The organism is Opitutaceae bacterium (assembly GCA_015075305.1).
GTDB lineage: Bacteria > Verrucomicrobiota > Verrucomicrobiia > Opitutales > Opitutaceae > UBA6669.
In genome coordinates this window covers 272,020-288,690 of sequence record JABTUS010000003.1, presented here as the reverse complement: position 1 = coordinate 288,690, position 16,671 = coordinate 272,020, and the positions used below count along the sequence as shown (strand labels likewise).

The following is a 16,671-nucleotide window of genomic DNA, read 5'->3' as shown; positions in this document are numbered from 1 at the left end:
CTTAGAAATCAACCCCGAATGTGGCCGTAATCAGTCGTCGATCGACGGTGAGAACCTGGGAGACAACGCCCGTTGTCAGCGCCTGGTTGGGTACGAGGTCGGTTTCGTTAAGCAGATTCCGAATGTTGAGCTGGACGCGATAGTCGAACCCGCCGAAGGCCTTCATTTTGCCCCTATATCCCGCCAAGAGATCAACGAAGTGCTCCGCGTTGCCCTTGTACTTGGTATCGAGATCGAGAACGGTCGTTCCAGTTTCGCTCACCTTGATGCCATATCCGATGACCGGTGCGCCACGGTGGCGGTAGGCCGCGCCAATGTTGAAACCCTTCATCCTGCCTTCGGTGAACCGATAATTTACGATCGCATTGACCCGCAGGTTGCGGACGTTGGGATTGGAACGCCCGTCAACCGCCTCCATGTAGGCAATTGCGTTTCCAACCACCTGACTCTGGTAGTACTGTGCGAGTGTCTGCCCGGTGGGATTGGCGTCGTCGTACGGCGCGGTGGTCCACTTCACGGGCTTGCCGGTCGAGTCCACCTCGCCATTCTTCGCAACGACGCTCTGCCAGACGGGAAGTCGCTGCGCAATCCAGTCTTTCCAGGTCGCACCGATGTCGGTTTCCGTGGATTCTCCCTTCGAGCCATTGACTCGAATATTCCAGTTCCGTGTGGGACTGAAGTTCAGTTCGGCTTCGTAACCCTTGGCGGAATTGTAGGAGGAGATGTTGTAGTTGAGAGTGGCCAGTACGGGGAAGCCGCGCAGGTTGCCATCCTTCACATTGATCTGAGGCAGGGTTGGATCCAATTCCATGACACGGTTTTCAACGCCCCTGAATTGATTCGTGAAATTGTTGATCAACTGGATCGCACTGGCGGGTCCGAGGGTGGTTTCGTAACTGTTTACCTTAAGCGAGAGCTTGTCCTGCCAGAGATCGATGCGAACGCCATAGTCCCGCCCCTCCCCCTCCGCACCAGGCAGCGTTTCGCCAAAGGGCCCGAAGCGGCCGATGCTGAGATTGAACGTGGTTGACTTGTTGTAGGAAAGCGAGAGCCAGGACAGCGGACGGGCAACCACACCAAGATTGCGCGTGATGCCCGTTTGCCTGTCTCCGAAGGGATTATAGTCCACATCCCACATCACCGGATACAGACCAGAGAAGTCCTGTGCTATTGAAGCACTGTTGAGGGTGGCCGTGCGCGCTCCATCCTTGCGATAGCCGTAAGTCAGAACGAGACGCTCTCGCTGCTGGCGGTCGGGCAGGAAATACCCCTGCCAGACGAGAATTCTGGAATCGACCCTGTTCCGGATGCCAGACGCGGGCTGCTGCGCACCCAGGCGCTTCCCGTCTGCGGCAAGGAAGGGAGCAATGTAATAAAGCTCGTAGGGATTTCCATTGGCATCCTTGAGCATCCATTGTCCCCAGAACGGCCCGAAGGCCTCGGTCGGCTCATAGGGATTGCCAAGATAGTGGCGGAATTGGGGAATGCGCGACGCATGATTGGCCCAGTTCTGAAACGTTCTTGGCCTAAGGGTCGCTCCTGGAATCACGGGATCATCGAGAATGCGGCGCTGGAAGGCATTCTGATCCAACCTCTGGTCTTCTGAAAACGAGTAAAGTCCCAACAGGCGATGCCGCCCGAGCCACTTCATCCAGGTGTGCCGTTTTTCGAGGTTCCTTCCCGCATCGAATTCATAGGAAAGCGTTGCGCGCCAGTCCTCACGATCGAAATACTGGAGACGATTCGCGCTGGTGCCCTGATAGTAGTACTCGCCCGCATGGGGATTGGGGGTCGTGGTGCCAGGGATGTACTGATTGGCGTCAGCCATGACACGGATATTGGTGCCACTGGGATTGCCTCCGGAGGTCAGAATCTCGTTGTCGGACTTGTCGTAGTTGTAGGCCAGCTCAAGGAAGAGATTGTCCGCGATCGTTTGTTCGAGGATCACGGTTGCGTTCCTGGCATCGAGCCCGTTCACGCGCGAATTGCCGATCACGTTCACGTCGAAGGGAAACAGGGAGGGGTCCACCAGCCCATAATTGGCGCCGGCATCGAACGTGGGATCGACTCCAGGCAGCGTGCCGGGGCTTCGGACAGTGACCGAGTTTCGCCAGCTCCGCATGAGAGACGGGTCCTGCCCTTGGATCATGATCGGATTTTCGCCCGATTGTGTGAAAATGCGGTTGCTGCCGATGCCGGTGAAGCTGCTGTTGTTGTAGATGGGCTTGGCTGTCGTGTACCCGCTGCCGGCAATCTGGTCGGCGCGGAGCCAAGGTGTGATAAAGTCGAAGGGAGCCACCCGCGAGGCCCGATTCCAGGCGCGATCAACGCGTTCAGCCTGCACGCTCAGCGTGGTGCGTTTGAAGGGCTTGAACGTCACGGCTCCGTAGATTCGATCGTCGTGATCGTAGTTGGGCTGTTTTTCCGTGTAGCCGTCCTTCGTAAGCCCGATAAGACGGAACGACAACTTTTGCGGAAGCACGACAAAGTTGGCATCAAACGTGGCGCGCCTAGAATCCTCGGAATCAAACTGGAGCGAAAAACCATAGCGATTGCGCATGAGCGCCCGAGCCGGTGTCGCGTCGAGAATGCCTGCGGGGCTGCCAAGGCCAAAAAGAATCGCATTGGGTCCGCTTGCGATCGTGGCGCGATCGATGTTGTAGTTGTCCGTGGGACTCCGTGTCGGAAAGAAATTGCGCGACAGTGTCCCCTCGCCCAGGCTTCTCATGCGGCCCGGCGAGCCGGGAAACTGGGCGTCGTTAGCACCGCCTGCGAACTCGCTCCGGCTTTCTGAGTTGGCCGTATAGATGAGCGCGTCATCGAAGTTGGTTACTCCAAGGTCCTGCATGAATTCCCTTGTGAGCGTCTCCAACTGGTTGGGCACATCCTTGAAATTCGTGCGCAGACGGGTGCCTCCGATGGTTTCTGTGGCGACCCAGCCACCCTCCTCTTCCTGGACCACAAAGGGTGAGAGTTCGATGACGTCATTCTGCGCTTCAGGGGATGAGACCTGCTGCGCGTTGGCCAACGAGGAAAGAGCAGCCAGCCAGGCCGCGGTTCGGGTGATGAGGTTCGTTTTCTTCACGGGAGGTTGTTCGGTTCGATGTTCAGGGATTTCCCTCCCGCGGGATTCGGACGGCAACTGCGGGGAACGTTTCCGTCCGACGACGATCGCGCCGGTGGCCGGATCCTGGCAGGCAGCCAGGGAGGCTCCGTCAAGCATGCGTTCAAGCGCTTCGCGCGCCGAAAACCTGCCCACCACCGCCTTGGTTCTGTGTCCCCTGACGTTCGCCACCAAATAAACGATCTGCTCGCCGGATTCGGCGGCAAATCGCTTCAAGGTGGTCGCTGCGTCCCCTCCCGGGAGGTTATAGTTTTTCTGTTGCACCGGCTCCGCACGCGCATCCGCGCCAACGCCCGCCGCGCAGGTGAGCGCGGCAACGACAGAGGGACAGGAGGGTGCGAGAGGAGATGCCATGCGAAAGAGCAGTGACACCCCTGAGACGCAGCATCGGGCAAAATGGGGGATCAACACAGGGAGGAATACTGTTTCCAGCGCGCCAAAGGGATCAATCCGCCCGGCGTACGAGCACCTCATCTTCGGCACGGCGTTCTAAAACAATGTCGCCGCTGGCCTCCAGCAAACGGACAAACGCATCCACATTGTCGGAATCGAAGGTGCCTCCCACCAGCTTTTCGCCCAGCGTTGAATCTCCAAGCACCAACTGGGTGCGGTTGCGACGGTTGAACTGAAGGATGACATCGCGCAGGGGCGTTTCTGCAAAGACCAGCTTGCGTTCCTGCCAGGCAAGAGCAGCGCGCATCGCTGGCGGAGCCATCGTCTCGACCTCTTGCGCCAATGGGCTGCGACCGACCGGTATGATGACACGCTCCCCGGCAGCAACTAGCGGGCCGGCCCTTTGATGCTCAAGCATCTGCCCCACCGGCGAATCTTTCGGTACCACGAGCACCCTGCCCTCGGTCACCACCACTTCAATTTCAACCGGCGCATATCGCACATTGAATGCCGTGCCCACGGCGCGCACGGAGCAGGCCCCGGCCGTCACCACGAAGGGTCGTGTCGCATCGTGTGCAACCGTGAAATGAGCCTCTCCTGAAAGCAGCGTCACCTGGCGCTGCGATGGCGTGATGGTCACTCGCAACTCCGTGTTTGCATTCAGTTCGACGATTGAGTTGTCGTTCAGCGCAAACCGCTCGTACCCGCCCGATGCCGTCACATATCGCAGTGAGGATGCGGCCGGTGCCGGAGGTGGAACGGGCCAATGCCACCAGGCAATCGCTGAGATCGCGATGGCTGCCGCCAGCCCCCCAAATGTGCGCCAACGCAAGGCGGACCTCAGATCAGAGGCAGCAGTCTCGGGGCCGACGTCGGACAAGCCCGGCAGTTGACCGGCTGCAAAGGGCAGCCGGTCCAGCAGCAGCCGGGCCCGCTCCATCCGGTCAAACGCCGCCGCGTGACGCGGATCAGCGGCGAGCCACAGCTCGAGTTCGCGCAGCTGGCGCGCATTCAGTCCGTCCGCACGTTCCACCAGCCAGAGCGAAGCGAGAACCTCAATGGAATCTTCGGCGCTGAATCGGTCTCCTTCCGTGTCCGGCGTGTTCATGTTGAAACCGTCTCCTTTGATACCGATGGCCTCAAAAGACCCTGCGCTGAGAAATAGTCCGCGCACCGGCGCATCCCTGCCGCCAGTTGAGTTTTCACGGTCTCGGTGGAGACATCCAGCCTGACGGCGATTTCCTTGTACGAAAGCCCCTCCAGGTGGCGCAGGAGGACCACCTGCCGGCATCGTTCCGGCAGCCTGCCGACGGCGTCGGCAAGAATACCGAGTTCCTCCTTCCGACCCACCGTTTCCGGCACCGGCAAATCTTCCTCCAACGCCATGGTTTCCGCAGGTTCGGCGAGCGTTTCCATAGGCACAACCCGCTTGCGACGGAAGCAATCAAGCGCCGTATTGTGGGCGATGGTGAAGAGCAGCGCCCGCACGTAGCGAACCTTGCCCGCGGTCTTTGCGCGAAGAATTCGAATATAGGTCTCCTGAACCAGGTCATCGTGGTCGCCAAGCGATGAGAAGCGTGCCTGCAGGTAGGCGCGCAGGGCGGGTTCGTGGGGTTTGACTTCCTCGCCAAACCAGCGGGCTTGATCAACCGGGGGCATGCAGGGTTCAGGGTTTCAAGGGGGCATCAGGGCGCTTCGAAGCCTGTTTCCAATCCTCGGTCAGTCGAGCGGAATCCCTCCAGCCCGGTCGTTGGGAACATTTTTGCATTTGCCATCCCCCATCGTGTAAAAAACCGGCGTCTGGATTAAACAAGGCCCGACAATCCGCGTCCTTTTCGGCCAGGCCGCCCCCAAGCCAGTCAAAAAAACACCGGTTCGCACCCCACCCATGTCCGAATCAAACCCCCAAAGGGGTCCTCCCAAGCCAAAGGGGTCAAACCTCACTTTTCGCACTGCCGGCCGGTGCCGCCAGCGTCATGCGGAATGACAGGCGGAAATGTGCAACATCGGCGCGCCCGCGCTCCGCTTCAGCAGTCACACGCGCCGCGCGGCACCGCTTCAATCATCCTGCCGCGCCTGTCGAACTCAAATCGGCAGCACGCATCCAGCATCCGGCGCAGCAGAAGCCGCGCCCGCCGGATGCGGCTCTTTGTCGCGGGCAGCGAAAGGTTCAATGCCAGCGCAACCTCCTCCAGGTTCTTCACGTTTGGTTGTGGGAAAGGGTCTGGGCGGTTAATGTGTGAGGATGGAAGAAACCGTCAACGAGCATTACCGCCAGCTGCTGAAACTCGAGAAGCCTTGGAGGGTGACGAACGTGGAGAAGGATCTGGAACGGGAGCGGGTCACGATCTGCGTGGCTTGGCCGGAGCGGACACCGGTGGCATGCCCCGAGTGCGGGAAGCCGTGCCCGGTGTACGACCGGTTGCCGGAGAGGACGTGGCGGCACCTGAGTGTGATGCAATACCTTCTGGAACTGCGGTGCGGGGTACCGCGGTGCGCCTGCCAGAGCACGGGTGAAGACGGTGACGGTGCCGTGGGCAGAGCCGGGCTCGCGCTTCACGTTCCACTTTGAAGCCTTTGCGGTGGCAGTGATCGCGGCCTGTCGGTCGCTGACGCAGGCCGCAGATTTGCTGCGACTGCATTGGGACAGCGTCCAACGGCTGATCGAGCGGGCCGTGGAGCGGGGCCTGGCTCGACGGAGCACGGAGGACTCCGTCGAGTCGGCCTCGATGAAAGAGTTTTCTGCGAGGCCAAAGTTACGTTTCGCTGATGACCGACCTCGGCCAGTCGCGGGTGCTGGACGTGGTGCTTGGACGGGACACCGAGCAGGCGATTGCCCTGTGGAGATGCCTGCCGGAAGCGCAGCGGTTGAAAGTGGAGGCCGCCGCCATGGACATGAGGGCTAACTTTGCTGCCACGCGGATCTCGCCGCTCCGCAGGCTGCGATCGTCCATGACCGTTTCCATGTCTCCAAGCACCTCAACGAGGCGGTCGACCAGACCCGCCGGCAGGAGGCGGCCAAGCTGGCCGAAAACGGCGACCGCAGGACTCTCAAGCAGACTCGGTATCTTTGGCTGCATGGCACCGTGCCGGAGAAGCATCAGGCCAGCTTCGCCGAGCTGCTGGAAATGAACCTGAGAGACCTCCGGCTTTGGTTGGCCTGAGGAGCAGATGGTGGGTTCTGGAGCCAGTCGGACGCGGCCAGCGGCGAACGCCTTCTTCTCCAGTGGTACCGCACCGTCATGCGCAGCCGTTTGCCGAAGGTGATGGCCGTGGCCCGCACCCTCAAAGCCATCTGGTGAATCTTCTGACGTACTTCCAGCACCCGATCGCAATGCCCTCACCGAGGCTTCAACTCCAAGATCCAAGCCATCAAGGCCGATGCCCGCGGCTTCCGCCGCTTCGAAAACTACCGCGCCCGCATCCTCTTTTTCTGCGGCAAGCTCGACCTCGCGCCCCTTCTTCCCTCAGGCGCTACCCACACGATTCCGTGAAGAACCCTCCTCCATTGTCTCCCCGTGCAGGTCATGCCGAATCAGCGGCCTGCGATACTGCGGGGGCAGTGTCGCGGCAAATTTTCGGACGACCGGCGTGAAATCCAAGCGGTCACTTTCCGTCCGATCGTCCGACTCCAGTTCGAAGTCCAACGGAACCTGCTCCCGCCTCATTCGATAGTGATCGATCACCGCATTGCGGGCGATCGAATAGATCCAGCCACAGGTTTCATCGGATCCCGAAGACACGGCAGGCGTTTGTGCACACGCACAAACACCTCCTGAAGGAGATCGTCGGCATCGGCTCTTGAACGCGTGCGCGCCTGCAGGAATCCCTTCAATGGAGCGGAAAACGTTCGCCAGAGCGATTCCACAGCGTCCCGCGAGGGGTCCCTGCCAGCCGGACGGCCTTCCGGCGAATCAGCATTGTTGCGACGGGCCATGTCAGGAGCAGCACTTCGGTCCACAACACGCGGAGTCAGGCTTGGTCGCAGTCACCTCGGCCGCAAAAACCGCGGATTCCCGGCCCCGCGCCCCAAGCCAGCCTGCGCCCCCTGCATCACCGCTGCCACTCGGCCGGATGCGAATGTCGACAAACCCCGCCTCTTCAAGGATTCGGGCCAGTTCCGCCTGCAGCGTTGCACCGGCAAGGCATCCACTGTGCAAGGCAAGGTCGCGCTTCACTTCCTCAGGCAGTTCCTCGCGCGCGACCACATCCGACACCGCAAGCCGCCCGCCGGGACGGAGTGCGCGAAACGCCTCCCTGTAAACAGAGCGCTTGTCCGGGCACAGGTTGATTACGCAGTTGGAAATGATCACATCCACCGATCGATCCGCAACCGGCAGCGATTCAATTTCGCCGATGCGAAACTCGACTTGTTCGTAGCCTCCCTTGCTCGCGTTCATCCGCGCCTTGGAAACCATCTCCGGTGTCATATCGACTCCGATGACACGCCCGGTCGGGCCGACTGCGCGCGCCGCGACAAACGCGTCGAATCCGGCGCCAGCTCCGAGGTCCAGCACGGTTTCGCCGGGCTTCGGAGAGGCAAGCGCGACAGGATTTCCGCAGCCGAGCCCGAGATCCGCCCCTTCGGGAATGCCGCCGGCATCCGCTTCAGAGCGGTCACGCGTGCGCGCCTGCGTTCCCGTTCCGGTGCCGCAGCAGATGCTGGCGCCGCCACCGGTGTCCGCCGGCTGGCAGCAGACGCCGCCTGTTTCCTTAGAGGCCCCTTGGATCGTGGCACCCCTGGCAATTTCGCCGTAGCGACGCCGGACCTCCGCGCCTGATCTCTTTTGGATTCAATGTTGTTTGATTCATACACCCTCTGGACGAACCGACGCGTGAAAGGATGCAAAGAATCTGGCCGTCCAATGACTCCGCCGCAACACGACGGAGTCAGGATCGCGAGTCCCTAAGCCTCATCTGATCGCGCCGGCCATCAGCATACGCCAGAAACGCGCGTCGGATTTCATCACGTATGCGCCGGAATTGAGCCAGAACCTCCTCGTCACCGCCCTTCGCAAGAGCCGGGTCCTCGAACGGCCAATGGTGGCGGTTCACCTTCCCTGAAAAATGCGGACACGATTGTCCGGCGGAATCGCATACGGTGATGACGGTTTCCACCCCTTTCGACACAAACAGGCGCATGTCCTTCGAAACATGATGGGAAATATCGATTTGAATTTCCTGCATCACTTTGAAGGCAAGGGGATGCACAAAGCCCGCAGGTTTGGATCCGGCGCTGACAACATTGAGGAAGTCTCCGGCAGCGGTCCGCAGAACACCCTCGGCCATCTGGCTGCGGCAGGAATTCCCGGTGCAAAGTATGAGAACGGTTGGTTTGGAATCGCACATGAGTTTGACAACATCCTGCAAGCGCCCGGGGGCCGCCTGCGACATGGGAATTCTCACCCAATGGCAGCCGATGGTGCATGTCTCGAACGCAGCCCATATGCAGTCAATGAAATGAATATCGAAGCTTTCCCACGAACTTAAATCGATACATTACATTTTTTGTTGAAATAACGGAAATTAAGCGAGGCGAGCCATGCGATCACCATCGAGACATGAATGCCTCGCTGAAGCTGGATTATCGAGAGAACAGCCCCAATCGATCATCGAAGCACTCGAAGTCGACCCCGTGGATTGATCCAGCCTTGTGAAACATTCGAATTCGATTACTATTTCATGTTTTATACTTGATCTAACAGCTCAATTTCATCACTCGTCGAAAGTGATGCTTCCCCATACGACAGGTACAGGCAAGACTACCGTGTTCGCTGTTGGGGCGGGTACTGATTGGATTGTGGACATTGCGCTCAAATCAACAGGCGCCGCAGAACCGGCGGCGGAGTTCGCAGAGAACGATCGATCTGCTGGGAGAGGCCATCGGATGCCGCGTCGCTTCACGGACTCCGTCGATCCTTGACCACAATGCCTTTCGCAGAGCCATCAGGCGTCAGGCGATGCAACATGCCCCTCAAGTCACTTCACCCTCCAGGCCACTGGCGCCTTGAGCGTTCCCACTGTCCATGCACAGCCCAACCTTGACCCTCCATTCTTTCGCGGCATCAGGCATTCTCCTGGCGTGCCTGCCGGCGGTGCACGCACGCGTGCGCGCGGGAATCGACTCCTCCGAATCGGCGCACATCGAAAAGTATTCAACGGTCTGCTACGTCGATCAGGCGACCGGTGACGACGTCAAGGGAGACGGTTCCGTCGCGAAGCCCTTCGCGTCCATCATCACGGCGCTCGAAGCCGCAGGTGTCCCGGCCGCCGGCAAACGCGTCGCGCTGCTTGTGTCAGCCGGCAGCTACAGCCAGCCGACGTTTGTCCTGAAGGCGCGGGTCGATCTTTTTGGCGGCTTCAGTCGGACAGGGCGGCGAACGCGACGTCATGCGCCATCGGACAATCCTGGACGGACAGGAGCGCGGTCGCATCGCTTTCGGAGCTGACGACGCCCGTGTCGACGGATTCTATTTCGTCAATGCCCGCGTGCGCGGCAAGGGCGCGGCTCTGCTGTGCGACGGAACATCCCCGGACATTGCCAACTGCATTTTCATCAACAACCGCACTCTCGCACCGGTGCCCTGGGATCCGCCGCTGCTTCATGAAACCGCCAACGACGGCGGCGCCATCATGCTTCTCAACGGCTCCCACGCCCGGATCGAACGCTGCCTCTTCTACGACAACACGACCGAATGCGGCCGCGGCGGCGCAGTGGCCGCGGATCGCGCCGCGGCCCCGCGGATCATCGGCTGCGTCTTCGCCAACAATCATTCGGGACTGCATGATCCCATGCGGAGCTCCGACGGCGGCGCAGTGTCCTTCTTCGACTGGAGCCGCGGCGAACTGCGCGACAGCGTGATTGTCGCGAACCAAGCGCTCACGCGAAACGATGCGGGCGGCGTCTTTGTCGCCCTTTGGTCCTCACCGCGGCTTGCCGGCAATGTCTTCGTGGCGAACGAGGCGGGCGATGATGCCGGCGGGCTTTTTCTGGGGGGACAGGAACACCGTTACGACGCCCCGCTCGATGCCTACCCGCCCGCGCAGGCCTTTGATATCATCGTCGACGGAAACACTATTGTCGGGAACACCAACTCGAGTCGGAATTCCGGAGCCATGCGGGTGACCATGGAAACGCGCGCCCGGTTCACCAACAATCTCGTCGCCGAAAACGCAGGCGGTTTCTACCTGCAACGTTCCGAGATCGTGGCTGAACACAACACGATCTGGCAGGACTGGCGGTTCCTGGAGGACAAGCCCACGCTCGGCCCGAGCCGCATCGAGGGAAACATCTTCAAGGAGGCTCCTGCGGCCGTCGAATCCAAGCGCGTCACCATCTCCGGCAACATGGCGCCCGAGGGCACTCCGGGAGAAAAGCGCCAGCCGGTCCGGGATGTCTTCCTCGACGATGGCGTGCGGGGCCGTCTGCTCGACCTGCATTTCGATCCCAACACCTGCACCACCACCGTGCGGACGGAAGAGCCGCTGGAAGCTTCCGACTACGCCGGCCGCGCGGTGCGCATGAGCGATTCCGCCACGGGCGGCCAGTGGCGCGTGATTGCCAGTGCATCCGGCACCAGGATCGTCGTCTGGGGACGGCTCGACGCCGTCACCAAGGCGCCGAAATTCTTCGAAATTCTGCGCACATTCACACCGAAGCCCGGCAGTCCCGCCGGCCTCGGTGCACGCTTTCAATAGCCCTCCATCCCGACCTTCATCATGAAGCTGCCTCTTGCTTGCCTGCTGGCGGTTTGCGCGGTGTTCAGCCTGTCCGCGGCCGCCGCCGCCACCTACGCCGGTCCAAAACGAATCAACAAAGTCATCGAGCTCCTCGAAGCAGGACAGCCGGTCTACTACAGCTACGGGCGGGGCGGCTACACGGAGGGCAAGGCCGCGGCAGGAACCTGGGCGGATCTGCTCATGTATGACATGGAGGGCGCCGCCATGGATTTCACGCAGTTGCGCGAGTTCATGCGCGGCCTCGTCGATGGCGGCCCCACCCCGAGCGGCCACCGCACACCGGCTGTATTTGTCACGCTTCCCGTCTATGGACTCGATGTCGAGACAGTGAAGAGCAACCACTGGATGTTCCAGCAGGCGCTCGCGGCCGGCGTCCATGGTCTGCATCTTTGTCACGCGCGAAATCCCGAGGCGGTCGCCATGTTTGTGCGTGCGGCGCTATGAGATCCATCGCGAAGGGGTCGGGCGGGGGAAGTTGGAGGCGGGGCTGCGCATGTTCGGCACCCACGAATACGCATCGCGAATCTGGGGTGTTTCGCCCCGCGACTATTATGCGGTGGCTGACGTCTGGCCGCTCAATCCCAAGGGCGAGATCATGCTCGGGGTGAAAATCGAGGACAGGCAGGGTCTCGCCCTGACGGAAAAAATTGCACGCGTGCCGGGAATCAGCTTCGCGGAATGGGGGCCGCGCGACACGAGCTATGCCAGCGGGCATCTGGACGTGGCCTTCGACTACGGGCGCAAACCCGGAGTCATTCAGCCGCCGGAGCTGAAGGCTGCGGCGGAGCGGGTCATCGCCGCCGGCAAGTCCAGCGGGCTTCACATCCTCGACAACGCGCGCACGGAGGACGTCCTGGCGCAGCTTGCCGCGGGAATTACGATCATCGCTGGCGGCGAAAAGGAGGTCGCCGAGATTGGTCGGAAGCACACAAATCGCGTCATGCCCTGGTAGCGCCGCAGCCAATCCCGCCGACTCATGAACCTCGCCCCTCTCGACCTTGTCGTCATTGCGCTCTACTTTGTCCTGATCGCCGCGATCGGGATTCATGTATCGCGCGGACAGAAAACCGCGGAAAAATACTTCGTCGCCGGCAGAAGCATACCGATGTGGGCGGTGGCCTTCACCATCATGGCCACGATCATCAGCACGGGGCACAATCGTCGGCCATCCGGGCACGTCCTACCAGAAGGGACTCATCCTTCTCATCCCCCACATGACCGTGCCCATCGTGCTGCTGGTGGTGTCGCGGATTGTCGTTCCCTTCTACCGCCGCGTTGTGCGTATGAGCGCGTACGAGTACATCGGACAGCGCTTCGGACTCGGTGGAAAATTCTACACGTCCTTCGGATTTCTCGCCGACCGCATCTTTGATCTCGGCGTCACGCTCATCACGACGGCGATCGCGCTGAACGTTCTGACCGGATGGAACCTCCGACCGGTCATTTTCGGCGTGGGAATCTTCACGATAGTCTACACCATGCTCGGCGGCGTCACCGCAGTCGTCTGGACGGATGTTGTTCAAGGCGTCGTCCTGATCGTCGGCGGCATCTTCATCCTGCTCCGCCTGCTTTTGCACCGGAAGCGGGAGCGCCCTTTGCAGTTGTGGGTGAGACCTGGCGACAGGGCAAACTCAGCCTTGGCGTGGAAGGCTTCACCTGGGACATGCTGTTCAGCACGCACAACACCACGATGTGGCTCTTCATGCTGGCCTACGCCGTTCAGTGGACGCGCCGCTACTCGACCGACCAGCACATCGTCCAGCGCTACCTCGTGGCCAGGGACGATCGTTCAGCCAGCCGCGCGGCGTTTGTCAGCGCCCTCCTGTGTCTTCCGATTTTCGCCCTCTTCATGTTTGCCGGAGCCTGTCTCAACGGTTTTTTCACCCTCGGGAAGATTCCGCCGCCGGCGCTGGGCGACAGCGTGATGCCCTACTTTCTGGCCAACTTCATGCCGGTCGGACTGCTCGGACTCGTGGTCGCGGCGATTCTCGCCGCAGCCATGTCCAGCGTGAGCGCTGATCTCTCAAGTGTCGCCACGGTTCTGACCCGCGACTACTTCTGTTTCTTTCGCCCAGGCGCATCGGACAGGACGCAGGTTCTTTGTGGTCGTGCGATGGTGACTCTTGGAGGCGCGCTCACCATGCTGGTGGCGTGGCTGCTGCTTCCGACGAAGGATTCCGCGCCATTGATGGAGCGGGTCGTCACTGTCGGTTCCATTCTCGCCGGCGGCACGCTGGGACTGTTCTGCCTTGGATTCTTCAGTCGCACCGCAACGCGTCGCGGGTGTTATGTCGGCATCGGAGTCTGCCTGGCATACACGACCTGGGCGATTCTCACCGAGCCAGGACGCGGATCATCGATCTCGGGCGCTTCAATTTTCCGCTCAATCCGCTGCTCATCGGCGTGCTTGGCCACCTCGTGCTTTTCGGAACGGGCTTGATGGCGAGCAGGTTTCTGGGCGGCTACATTCCCGACGACGTCGATCGCCTGACGTACCGGAGCGTTCCGTGGCGCGGGCAGGGCGCTGCGTCCACATGACCCGGCGGCCCAACATCCTCCTCGTCATCGCCGATGACATGGGCGTGCACCAACTCGGATGCTATGGCAGTCGCTACTACGAAACTCCGCATCTCGACAGACTCGCCGCCGGAGGCGCGCGCTTCACCCAGCCTACAGTGCGAGTCCGGTCTGCTCACCCGCACGCGCCGCGCTGTACACCGGGCTCCACCCGGCACGGCTGCATCTGACGAACTACATTCCCGGGACTGTTCCGAAGAATCCCCGGCTCCAGACACCGGACTGGCAGCGATTTCTCCCCGTTGAGGCTGTCACCCTGGGAGACGCCCTGCGCGCCGCTGGATACGCGACCGGGCATTTTGGAAAGTGGCACCTCGCGCGGGATTACAACTACCAGCCGAATCGTCCCACGGATCCCGAATCGCAGGGCTTCGACGAAGTGCTTGTCACCCGCAAGCCCGAGCCCGGCGCCGACCCGGAGGCGGATCCGCATCATGTGCGACGGCTCACGGATGCAGCGATCGACTTCGTGACGCGCGAGCGCTCCAAGCCCTTTTTTTGCGTGCTCGCCCACAACAGCCTGCATCGTCCCGAACTGGGCCCGGCGTCTCTGACAGGAAAGTACATGATCAAACCCGGTTCGAATCTGGACCATCAGCGTCCGGTGCTCGGCGCCATGGTCGAGGAGCTCGATCAAAGCATCGGGAGGCTGATGGATGGCATGCGTGCACATGACTTGGAGCGGAACACCCTCGTCGTATTCACCGCGGACCACGGCGCGTTCGGCCGCAGCGATGACTGCAAGCCGCTCAGGGGGGCAAGGCGGACCTCTACGAGGCGGGCATCCGGGTGCCGTTCATAATTTCAATGCCCGGCATTGTGCCCGCCTCGACCCACGCCGAACCAGTCTTGGGAACCGATCTGTTTCCCACGCTGCTGGATTTTGCCTTCGAGAAGATCCCCAAAGACCTGGATGGCCGGAGCCTGCAATCAGCGCTGGTTCGCAATGCCGCGCCAGTGCCCGCCCATCCCATTCTTGCATGGCATTTTCCCACTACCACCACCTTGGCCTCGCTCCATGCGGCGCCGCGAGGATCGGGGATTTCAAGATCATCGAATGGTTCGAGCAGACAATCGGCGGGGTTCCTGGTCGCCCGCCCTATGAGCTGTACGACTTGAGGCACGATCCGTCGGAGCAGACAAACCTGGCGGCGAATAAGCCGGAGGTGTGCGCGAAACTCGCCGAACGCCTTCGCGGCTGGCGGCACGATGTCGGCGCACAGGAGATGTGCCTGAATCCCGACTACGATCCATCGCTCGGTGCATCGGAGGCACTCCCGCCTCCCGGGGATCCCGGCAATCCTTATTCGAAATGAGAAGCGTCACACTTCAGCAGCCCAGACGGGTTCTTTTTGGCCCCGGATGCGTCGGGCAAGGCCCGGACGAGTTCGGTCTCGCCGGCTGGAACCGCCTGTTTGTCGTCACCAGCCCAACGATCGCAGCCACCCGGCAGTCGCTGTTTTCATCCCGGAGGGCGCGCGGAGCGACAGTCGAATGCTTCACTGGAGTCGACCGGGAGCCGAGATCGCACTCTTCGAGCGGGTGATCGCGCTGGCGCGTGATTTCAGGGCCGACGCAATTGTCGGCATCGGCGGCGGCAGCGCGCTGGACGTTTCCAAACTGGTTGCCGCGCTCTACGATGGGGCCCAGGCTGTGCAAGAGGTCTTCGGCGTCGGGTTGCTCAAGCGACGTTCGCGAGGCCTCGCCTGCATTCCCACCACGGCGGGCACCGGCGCGGAAGTTTCGGCCGCGGCCATTCTGCTCGATGAATCGGAGCGCCTGAAGAAGGGTGTCGTCAGTCCGCACCTCGTGCCCGATGTGGCGATCTGCGATCCGGAATTGACGCTTTCGATGCCGCCCGCTGTCACGGCTGCGACCGGCATCGACGCCCTGGTTCATTGCATGGAGGCCTATGCGAACAATTTCTCCCACCCTGCTGTCGATGTGTACGCGCTGGAAGGCATCCGCAACATCGGCGCAAACATTGAGGCCGCCGTCAGTGATGGTTTGAATCCCGCGGTGCGCACGCAGGTGATGCTCGGTGCGCTTTATGGCGGCCTGTGCCTGGCTCCGGTCAACACCGCAGCGGTTCACGCCCTTTCGTATCCGCTAGGCGGCGAGTATCGCATCGCACACGGCGTCGCCAATTCGCTTCTGATGCCGCACGTCTTCCGCTTCAACCTTCCCGCCATGCCGGAGCGCTACGCACAGATTGCACTGGCGCTCGGGTGTGCGCCTGAATCAACGCCAATGGCCACCGCAGAATCCGGTCTGCGACGCCTGGTGGCGCTCGCCGCCGCCTGCGGCATACCGCTCAGGCTCCGCGATGTGGGCATACCGGAGCACGATCTGCCGCGCCTCGCCTCCGAGGCGATGAAAGTCACCGGCTCTTGAAAAACAACCCCCGGGAACTTTCCATTGCCGACGCCGAAAGCATCTATCGCGCAGCCTACTGAACGCTTCATGAAAAGACTCACGACTCATGGTCTCAAAGGACGCAGCTGAGAGGGCTCGCCATCGTGCCGCTCCTGACTCCGTTCACGAGCGCGGGCGAAATCGACGAGCCGGCGCTCCGCCGCATCCCGGACCACATCGTGGCCGGAGGCTGCCAGGGCGTCATGGTGGCCGGCACAACGGGTGAGTTTGCCTCCATGTCGGTGCGCATGCGCTGCCGGCTCATGGCCCTCGCGAGCGACGCCGCCAGGGGGCGCCTGCTCCTCTTTGGCGGAATTGGTGACACGAGCTTCTCCCATTCGGTCGAACTCGGGCGCGAATTCCTCCGATTCGGCGTCCATGCGGTGGTCGGCAACCTTCCTCCTACTATCCGCTGACTCCGG

General features: G+C 61.4%; 21 protein-coding genes and 1 pseudogene. 13 read left to right on the top strand and 9 right to left on the bottom strand.

Annotation, left to right across the window (positions count from 1 at the left end; genetic code table 11):
• Position 1: 1 nt before the first annotated feature.
• The 4 genes from HS122_08130 to HS122_08115 all read right to left on the bottom strand — a co-directional run bounded on the left by HS122_08130 (position 2) and on the right by HS122_08115 (position 5,721).
• On the bottom strand, positions 2 to 3,478 hold the full coding sequence (locus HS122_08130; GenBank protein MBE7538363.1) for a hypothetical protein: 3,477 nt from the start codon (positions 3,476 to 3,478) through the stop codon (positions 2 to 4).
• A 91-nt stretch (positions 3,479 to 3,569) separates the two neighbouring features.
• Complete coding sequence (locus HS122_08125; protein MBE7538362.1) at positions 3,570 to 4,625, bottom strand: FecR domain-containing protein; 1,056 nt, start codon at positions 4,623 to 4,625, stop codon at positions 3,570 to 3,572.
• The gene (locus tag HS122_08120) at positions 4,622 to 5,176 is read right to left on the bottom strand and encodes an RNA polymerase sigma factor (protein ID MBE7538361.1); all 555 of its coding nucleotides are present in this window, start codon (positions 5,174 to 5,176) and stop codon (positions 4,622 to 4,624) included. Before HS122_08120 ends, HS122_08125 begins: the two co-directional genes overlap by 4 nt.
• 368 nt (positions 5,177 to 5,544) lie before the next feature.
• Complete coding sequence (locus tag HS122_08115) at positions 5,545 to 5,721, bottom strand: hypothetical protein (protein ID MBE7538360.1); 177 nt, start codon at positions 5,719 to 5,721, stop codon at positions 5,545 to 5,547.
• 41 nt (positions 5,722 to 5,762) lie between these two features.
• On the opposite strand from HS122_08115, the gene HS122_08110 reads away from it, so the two are divergent.
• From HS122_08110 to HS122_08095, 4 genes and pseudogenes are all read left to right on the top strand, one after another.
• Positions 5,763 to 6,089, top strand: coding sequence for a transposase family protein (locus HS122_08110; GenBank protein ID MBE7538359.1), 327 nt, complete (start codon positions 5,763 to 5,765; stop codon positions 6,087 to 6,089).
• A complete protein-coding gene (locus HS122_08105) occupies positions 6,031 to 6,423 on the top strand; it encodes a transposase family protein (protein MBE7538358.1) in 393 nt (130 codons plus the stop codon). The genes HS122_08110 and HS122_08105 overlap by 59 nt, the downstream gene beginning before the upstream one ends.
• A gap of 39 nt (positions 6,424 to 6,462) precedes the next feature.
• The gene (locus tag HS122_08100) at positions 6,463 to 6,681 is read left to right on the top strand and encodes a transposase (protein MBE7538357.1); all 219 of its coding nucleotides are present in this window, start codon (positions 6,463 to 6,465) and stop codon (positions 6,679 to 6,681) included.
• Positions 6,682 to 6,846: 165 nt separating this feature from the next.
• Positions 6,847 to 7,011, top strand: a pseudogene (locus HS122_08095) (transposase).
• Here the strand turns inward: HS122_08095 and HS122_08090 are convergent.
• From HS122_08090 to HS122_08075, 4 genes are all read right to left on the bottom strand, one after another.
• On the bottom strand, positions 6,985 to 7,260 hold the full coding sequence (locus HS122_08090; GenBank protein MBE7538356.1) for a hypothetical protein: 276 nt from the start codon (positions 7,258 to 7,260) through the stop codon (positions 6,985 to 6,987). The pseudogene HS122_08095 and the gene HS122_08090 overlap by 27 nt on opposite strands.
• Positions 7,200 to 7,454 carry a hypothetical protein gene (locus tag HS122_08085; protein ID MBE7538355.1) on the bottom strand — a complete coding sequence of 85 codons (255 nt, stop codon included), beginning with the start codon at positions 7,452 to 7,454 and terminating at the stop codon, positions 7,200 to 7,202. The genes HS122_08090 and HS122_08085 overlap by 61 nt, the downstream gene beginning before the upstream one ends.
• Position 7,455: 1 nt before the next feature.
• Entirely contained in the window at positions 7,456 to 8,310 is an 855-nt protein-coding gene (gene arsM, locus HS122_08080) for an arsenite methyltransferase (GenBank protein ID MBE7538354.1), read from the bottom strand.
• 97 nt (positions 8,311 to 8,407) lie between these two features.
• Positions 8,408 to 8,866, bottom strand: a complete 459-nt coding sequence (locus HS122_08075) for an arsenate reductase ArsC (GenBank protein MBE7538353.1) — start codon at positions 8,864 to 8,866, stop codon at positions 8,408 to 8,410.
• 692 nt (positions 8,867 to 9,558) lie between these two features.
• On the opposite strand from HS122_08075, the gene HS122_08070 reads away from it, so the two are divergent.
• Genes HS122_08070 through HS122_08055 form a run of 4 tightly spaced genes read left to right on the top strand, consistent with a single transcriptional unit; the run spans position 9,559 to position 12,209 of the window.
• Positions 9,559 to 9,966, top strand: a complete 408-nt coding sequence (locus HS122_08070; protein ID MBE7538352.1) for a hypothetical protein — start codon at positions 9,559 to 9,561, stop codon at positions 9,964 to 9,966.
• Entirely contained in the window at positions 9,908 to 11,215 is a 1,308-nt protein-coding gene (locus HS122_08065; GenBank protein ID MBE7538351.1) for a right-handed parallel beta-helix repeat-containing protein, read from the top strand. The genes HS122_08070 and HS122_08065 overlap by 59 nt, the downstream gene beginning before the upstream one ends.
• A 21-nt stretch (positions 11,216 to 11,236) precedes the next feature.
• Positions 11,237 to 11,701 (top strand): hypothetical protein, encoded by a 465-nt coding sequence (locus HS122_08060; GenBank protein ID MBE7538350.1) that lies wholly within the window; start codon positions 11,237 to 11,239, stop codon positions 11,699 to 11,701.
• The gene (locus tag HS122_08055; GenBank protein ID MBE7538349.1) at positions 11,688 to 12,209 is read left to right on the top strand and encodes a hypothetical protein; all 522 of its coding nucleotides are present in this window, start codon (positions 11,688 to 11,690) and stop codon (positions 12,207 to 12,209) included. The genes HS122_08060 and HS122_08055 overlap by 14 nt, the downstream gene beginning before the upstream one ends.
• 190 nt (positions 12,210 to 12,399) lie before the next feature.
• Here the strand turns inward: HS122_08055 and HS122_08050 are convergent, their stop codons facing one another.
• Complete coding sequence (locus tag HS122_08050; GenBank protein ID MBE7538348.1) at positions 12,400 to 12,834, bottom strand: hypothetical protein; 435 nt, start codon at positions 12,832 to 12,834, stop codon at positions 12,400 to 12,402.
• A gap of 125 nt (positions 12,835 to 12,959) precedes the next feature.
• Between HS122_08050 and HS122_08045 the strand changes: the two genes are divergently transcribed.
• The 5 genes from HS122_08045 (at position 12,960) to HS122_08025 (ending at position 16,665) form a co-directional block, all read left to right on the top strand.
• Positions 12,960 to 13,697, top strand: coding sequence for a hypothetical protein (locus HS122_08045; protein MBE7538347.1), 738 nt, complete (start codon positions 12,960 to 12,962; stop codon positions 13,695 to 13,697).
• Positions 13,698 to 13,853: 156 nt separating this feature from the next.
• Positions 13,854 to 14,636 (top strand): sulfatase-like hydrolase/transferase, encoded by a 783-nt coding sequence (locus HS122_08040; protein MBE7538346.1) that lies wholly within the window; start codon positions 13,854 to 13,856, stop codon positions 14,634 to 14,636.
• Entirely contained in the window at positions 14,573 to 14,953 is a 381-nt protein-coding gene (locus tag HS122_08035; protein MBE7538345.1) for a sulfatase-like hydrolase/transferase, read from the top strand. The genes HS122_08040 and HS122_08035 overlap by 64 nt, the downstream gene beginning before the upstream one ends.
• A gap of 375 nt (positions 14,954 to 15,328) precedes the next feature.
• Positions 15,329 to 16,228, top strand: a complete 900-nt coding sequence (locus HS122_08030) for an iron-containing alcohol dehydrogenase (protein ID MBE7538344.1) — start codon at positions 15,329 to 15,331, stop codon at positions 16,226 to 16,228.
• A 125-nt stretch (positions 16,229 to 16,353) separates the two neighbouring features.
• Entirely contained in the window at positions 16,354 to 16,665 is a 312-nt protein-coding gene (locus tag HS122_08025) for a dihydrodipicolinate synthase family protein (protein MBE7538343.1), read from the top strand.
• Positions 16,666 to 16,671: the final 6 nt, after the last annotated feature.

What these genes read in the sequence shown, in the direction of transcription:
- HS122_08060 (MBE7538350.1), top strand. Translation starts at nt 11,237, where the DNA reads ATGAAGCTGCCTCTTGCTTGCCTGCTGGCGGTTTGCGCGGTGTTCAGC.
- HS122_08085 (MBE7538355.1), bottom strand. Translation starts at nt 7,454, where the DNA reads ATGGCCCGTCGCAACAATGCTGATTCGCCGGAAGGCCGTCCGGCTGGC.
- HS122_08125 (MBE7538362.1), bottom strand. Translation starts at nt 4,625, where the DNA reads ATGAACACGCCGGACACGGAAGGAGACCGATTCAGCGCCGAAGATTCC.
- HS122_08120 (MBE7538361.1), bottom strand. Translation starts at nt 5,176, where the DNA reads ATGCCCCCGGTTGATCAAGCCCGCTGGTTTGGCGAGGAAGTCAAACCC.
- HS122_08040 (MBE7538346.1), top strand. Translation starts at nt 13,854, where the DNA reads ATGCTATGGCAGTCGCTACTACGAAACTCCGCATCTCGACAGACTCGC.
- HS122_08065 (MBE7538351.1), top strand. Translation starts at nt 9,908, where the DNA reads ATGCGCCATCGGACAATCCTGGACGGACAGGAGCGCGGTCGCATCGCT.
- HS122_08130 (MBE7538363.1), bottom strand. Translation starts at nt 3,478, where the DNA reads ATGGCATCTCCTCTCGCACCCTCCTGTCCCTCTGTCGTTGCCGCGCTC.
- HS122_08045 (MBE7538347.1), top strand. Translation starts at nt 12,960, where the DNA reads ATGCTGGCCTACGCCGTTCAGTGGACGCGCCGCTACTCGACCGACCAG.
- HS122_08030 (MBE7538344.1), top strand. Translation starts at nt 15,329, where the DNA reads ATGCTTCACTGGAGTCGACCGGGAGCCGAGATCGCACTCTTCGAGCGG.
- HS122_08110 (MBE7538359.1), top strand. Translation starts at nt 5,763, where the DNA reads ATGGAAGAAACCGTCAACGAGCATTACCGCCAGCTGCTGAAACTCGAG.
- HS122_08075 (MBE7538353.1), bottom strand. Translation starts at nt 8,866, where the DNA reads ATGTGCGATTCCAAACCAACCGTTCTCATACTTTGCACCGGGAATTCC.